Source organism: Streptomyces ipomoeae 91-03 (assembly GCF_000317595.1).
GTDB classification, from domain to species: domain Bacteria; phylum Actinomycetota; class Actinomycetes; order Streptomycetales; family Streptomycetaceae; genus Streptomyces; species Streptomyces ipomoeae.
Genome location: NZ_AEJC01000131.1, coordinates 1 through 3537, shown reverse-complemented (window position 1 = coordinate 3537; position 3537 = coordinate 1). Strand labels below are relative to the sequence as shown.

The 3537-nt window shown below is 67.4% G+C and carries 5 protein-coding genes; 3 read left to right on the top strand and 2 right to left on the bottom strand.

The annotated features are described in order from the left end of the window. A protein-coding gene (locus STRIP9103_RS48310; protein ID WP_234022085.1) for an IS5 family transposase occupies positions 1-787 on the bottom strand; the annotation gives its coding sequence in 2 pieces (ribosomal slippage) (positions 1-454 and positions 454-787; 788 coding nt annotated over the 2 pieces). This gene is flagged as partial in the annotation. An 86-nt stretch (positions 788-873) separates the two neighbouring features. Here STRIP9103_RS48310 and STRIP9103_RS46140 point away from each other — a divergent pair. Continuing rightward, complete coding sequence (locus STRIP9103_RS46140) at positions 874-1692, top strand: IS5 family transposase (RefSeq protein WP_009300981.1); 819 nt, start codon at positions 874-876, stop codon at positions 1690-1692. 364 nt (positions 1693-2056) lie between these two features. Here STRIP9103_RS46140 and STRIP9103_RS08760 read toward each other — a convergent pair whose 3' ends face one another. Next, positions 2057-2359, bottom strand: coding sequence for a hypothetical protein (locus STRIP9103_RS08760; RefSeq protein WP_009304243.1), 303 nt, complete (start codon positions 2357-2359; stop codon positions 2057-2059). A 127-nt stretch (positions 2360-2486) separates the two neighbouring features. On the opposite strand from STRIP9103_RS08760, the gene STRIP9103_RS08755 reads away from it, so the two are divergent. Together STRIP9103_RS08755 and STRIP9103_RS08750 are read left to right on the top strand one after the other, a co-directional pair. Beyond that, the gene (locus STRIP9103_RS08755) at positions 2487-3059 is read left to right on the top strand and encodes a hypothetical protein (RefSeq protein ID WP_009304246.1); all 573 of its coding nucleotides are present in this window, start codon (positions 2487-2489) and stop codon (positions 3057-3059) included. A 14-nt stretch (positions 3060-3073) separates the two neighbouring features. After that, positions 3074-3415: a hypothetical protein gene (locus STRIP9103_RS08750; protein ID WP_009304239.1), complete on the top strand. Its 342-nt coding sequence runs from the start codon at positions 3074-3076 to the stop codon at positions 3413-3415. Positions 3416-3537: the final 122 nt, after the last annotated feature.

The following is a 3537-nucleotide window of genomic DNA, read 5'->3' as shown; positions in this document are numbered from 1 at the left end:
AGTCTGCGGTAGCAGATGAGGGTGCAGGCGATGGCAGTGAATGCCAGGAAGTGGTCGGCTTTGCGCTCGTAGCGGCGGTGGAGTCGGCGACAGCCGGCGAGCCAGGCCATGGTGCGTTCGATGGTCCAGCGGTGGCGGCCCAGCCGCTTGGAGGACTCGATGCCCTTGCGGGCGATGCGGTGGGTGATGCCGCGCTGGCGTAACCATCGGCGCAGGTGGTCGTAGTCGTAGCCCTTGTCCGCGTGCAGTTTGGCGGGGCGGCGCCGGCGGGGTCCGCGGCGGGAGCGGATCGGCGGGATGCCGCGGACGAGGGGTTCGAGGGCCTGGCTGTCGTGAAGGTTGGCGCCGGAGACGCCGATGGAGAGGGGCAGACCGGTCCGCTCGGTGATCAAGTGGATCTTTGAGCCTTTCTTGCCCCGGTCGACAGGATTCGGACCTGTCAGCTCCCCCCTTTCATCGCGCGCATGTTCACCGAATCGATCGCGCACCGGCTCCAGTCCAGGTCACCGCGCCTGCCCAGCTCATCCAGGACCAGACGGTGGAGCTTGGCCCAGACCCGGGCCTTGGTCCACTCGGTGAACCGCCGGTGGGCTGTCGGCCCTGAAGGTCCGAACGACGGAGGCAACTGCCGCCACGTGCAGCCCGACGTGGCCACGAAGACGATCGCAGCCAGGACCTCCCGGTCTCCGTACCGTCGTCGGCCGCCGCCCTGCGGGCGAGATGGAGCCGGCGGCACCACCCGCTCGAACAGTTCCCACAACTCGTCTGGCACGAGACGCTCAACGATCCCCACGACGCCAGACTATCGAACAATCCAAATGAGACGACATCTAAGACCGTGTCCTACGTGGTGAGGCGGACGTTGGGCAGGGCATGGGGCGGGATACGTGGAGTTGGATTGTTCCGGATGGGCTGTGGGAGATCGCGAAGCCGCTGATCCCGCCGTCGAAGGTGCGGCCACAGGGCGGCGGTACACAGGACACGCCTGATGAGACGCTGTTCGCGGCGATCATCTACGTGCTGGTCAGCGGTTGTGCCTGGCGGGCTCTGCCGCCCTGCTTCGGCATATCGAAGTCGACCGCTCACCGCCGCTTCCTGATCTGGTCCAGAGCCGGCGTCTGGGGCCGATTGCACGAGGCTGTGCTGCACCGGCTCGACGACGCCGGCCTGGTCGAGGTGACCCGTGTAGTCCTCGACACCGCCCACGTCAGGGCTAAAAAAGGGGGCGAACACACAGGTCCGAGCCCCGTGGACCGGGGCAAGCCGGGTTCCAAGATGCACATCCTGTCGGACGCGAACGGACTGCCCCTGGTCGTCGGCGTCTCGGCCGGCAACACCCACGACAGCGAAGGTCTGAAGCCGATGGTGGCGGGTCACCAAACGAGACACGACCCCCATCGCGGCCGGTACTTCAAGCCTCAGCGCCTCCACGCGGACAAAGCCTACGATCGACCGGACCTGCGGAAATGGTTACACGGCAAGCGCATCGGAGTCCGGATCGCCCGCAAAGGCATCGAGTCCAGCGAACGGCTGGGCCGCCGCAGGTGGGTGATCGAAAGAACGATGTCGTGGCTGTCCGGCTACCGCAGACTCAGCCCCCGCTACGAACGTAATCCCCGCAACTACCTGGCCTTTCTCGGTCTCGCCGCGGCCTTGTGCTGCTACAAGCGTCTCGTCCGCCTCACCACGTAGGACACGGTCTTAGTGAAGCGTCAAGAGACGACGCGCCCAGCCGCTCGATGGCCTTCCTGATGGTCGCTTCGGCGACCGGGCCCTCGGTGTTCCACTCGAACCGGGCTGTCGACTCGGAGACCTGCTCAGCTATCCGCGTCGATAACCGTGAGGCACTGGCAATGTAGTCGACGTTCAATGCGCCGAATCCAACGACATCGGGCGACCGCTGCCCGCCTCTCGTACGTTCACCCATCACGTCCCCCCGGCAGCGTCCAGCACGCGTCAGATTGGGGATACCCCAATCGCTGACACCTTCATCCGCCTCCCGCTTGATCACCGATCCCTCGAAGTGGAGGGCGCAGGGGGCGACCGACCTGATCTGCTATGAAGCCTCAGGGTCCGCCGGTGCCGTGTTCCCCCTCGGACCTCGCGGTGAGCGGCTGTGTCCTCGTGCGATGCCGCTGACGCGTTCTGGTTTGACCTTGAGGTGAGGGGCCATGTCGGTGTAGCTGATGCCGTCGCGCTCGTGCAGCGTCCGGACGACGTGCTGCCGACGCTGCCGCAGGGTCTTCTGCAGGTCGGGGATCGCCAGGAGGGCAACGCTGAGCAGTGCGGCCTGCTCGATGGTCTCGGGTCCCTCGAGCAGGCCGGCCAGCGGTTTGAAGACGTCGGGGAGTTCGTCCATGCGGCGACTGTAGTGGGTACCCGCTAAAAAAATCTAGTGGGTACCCACTTGGCCGATTTGATGGGTGCCCACTAACTTGGAAGGGTCGGCGAGCAGGGGAAAGGATCGGCGAGCAGGGGAGAAGGGCATGGCGCAGCAGTGGTGGATCATCGGCAAGCAGCGCATGAACGAGGTGGCCAGCCAGAACGGCCACACCCTCACCCGGAAGCGCCTGCCGCGTGAGTCGAAGGACCACGCCCTCGTCTTCGAGGGCACCTGCGCCGACTGTGGGGCCACGGTCGAGATCGGTAAGGGCTGGTCGTCCTGCGCCACCATCCGCAACGCCCGTGACGAGGCCTGCTCCGGGCCTGGCACCGCCGTCCTCACCGAAGTCGAGGAGGAGCGCGCCAGCGAGCTGTTCGCCGAAGCGGTCGGCGAGTACGTCCAGGCCCTCAAGGACGCCAGCGCCACCTTCACCCGCCCGAAGGCGCCCTTCCGCGACCCGCTGGCTGCCGAAGGAACCTGCGGGCTGATGAGCTGGGCGGCTACACCTGCAACCGCCGCCTCAACGAGCGCGGCACCCACAACCTCAACGAGTGGAGCGGCCACGACCACGTCGGAACCCACCCGACGACGACCTTCTTCTCGCCTGACCCGCCCCGCCCCGACCGGCCCTTCGGGGCCGTCCCCTCACCCCCGCCAGGCACTACCCCACCTCTGAAGTGGAGAAAGACCGTGCAGACCACCGAGACCCCCGCGACGACGGCCGTCGTCACCCGCGAGCCCGAGCAGCCCGGCCGCGACACCTTCGGTGACGCCGACAGCCAGGGTGACGACTTCTCCCTCCTGATCGACGGCGAACACATCGGCGGCACCTACTGGGTCGCACGCCAGGACATCGCCGACGGCGAGCGGTGGGGGTCCTGCGGGCCCGCCGACGTGCGCATGCGATTCCGCACCCGCGAGGATGCCGAGCAGATACAGGCCAACACCCACCTGTCGAAGCGGACGGCGCGCGCCGCCGACCGCGCTGCGGGCGACGCCTTCGCCTCAGCGGCTCCAGCCGTCGTGGCTTGACGTGCTGGACACCTGAGATGCCAGCCGGACGTGGGCACCGAACTGCGTCGGCCCGCTGACCTGGGCCCCGCGGGACAGGACGAGGTCCCGGAGGCGCTGGGGCAGGGAGTCGTCGAAGCGGA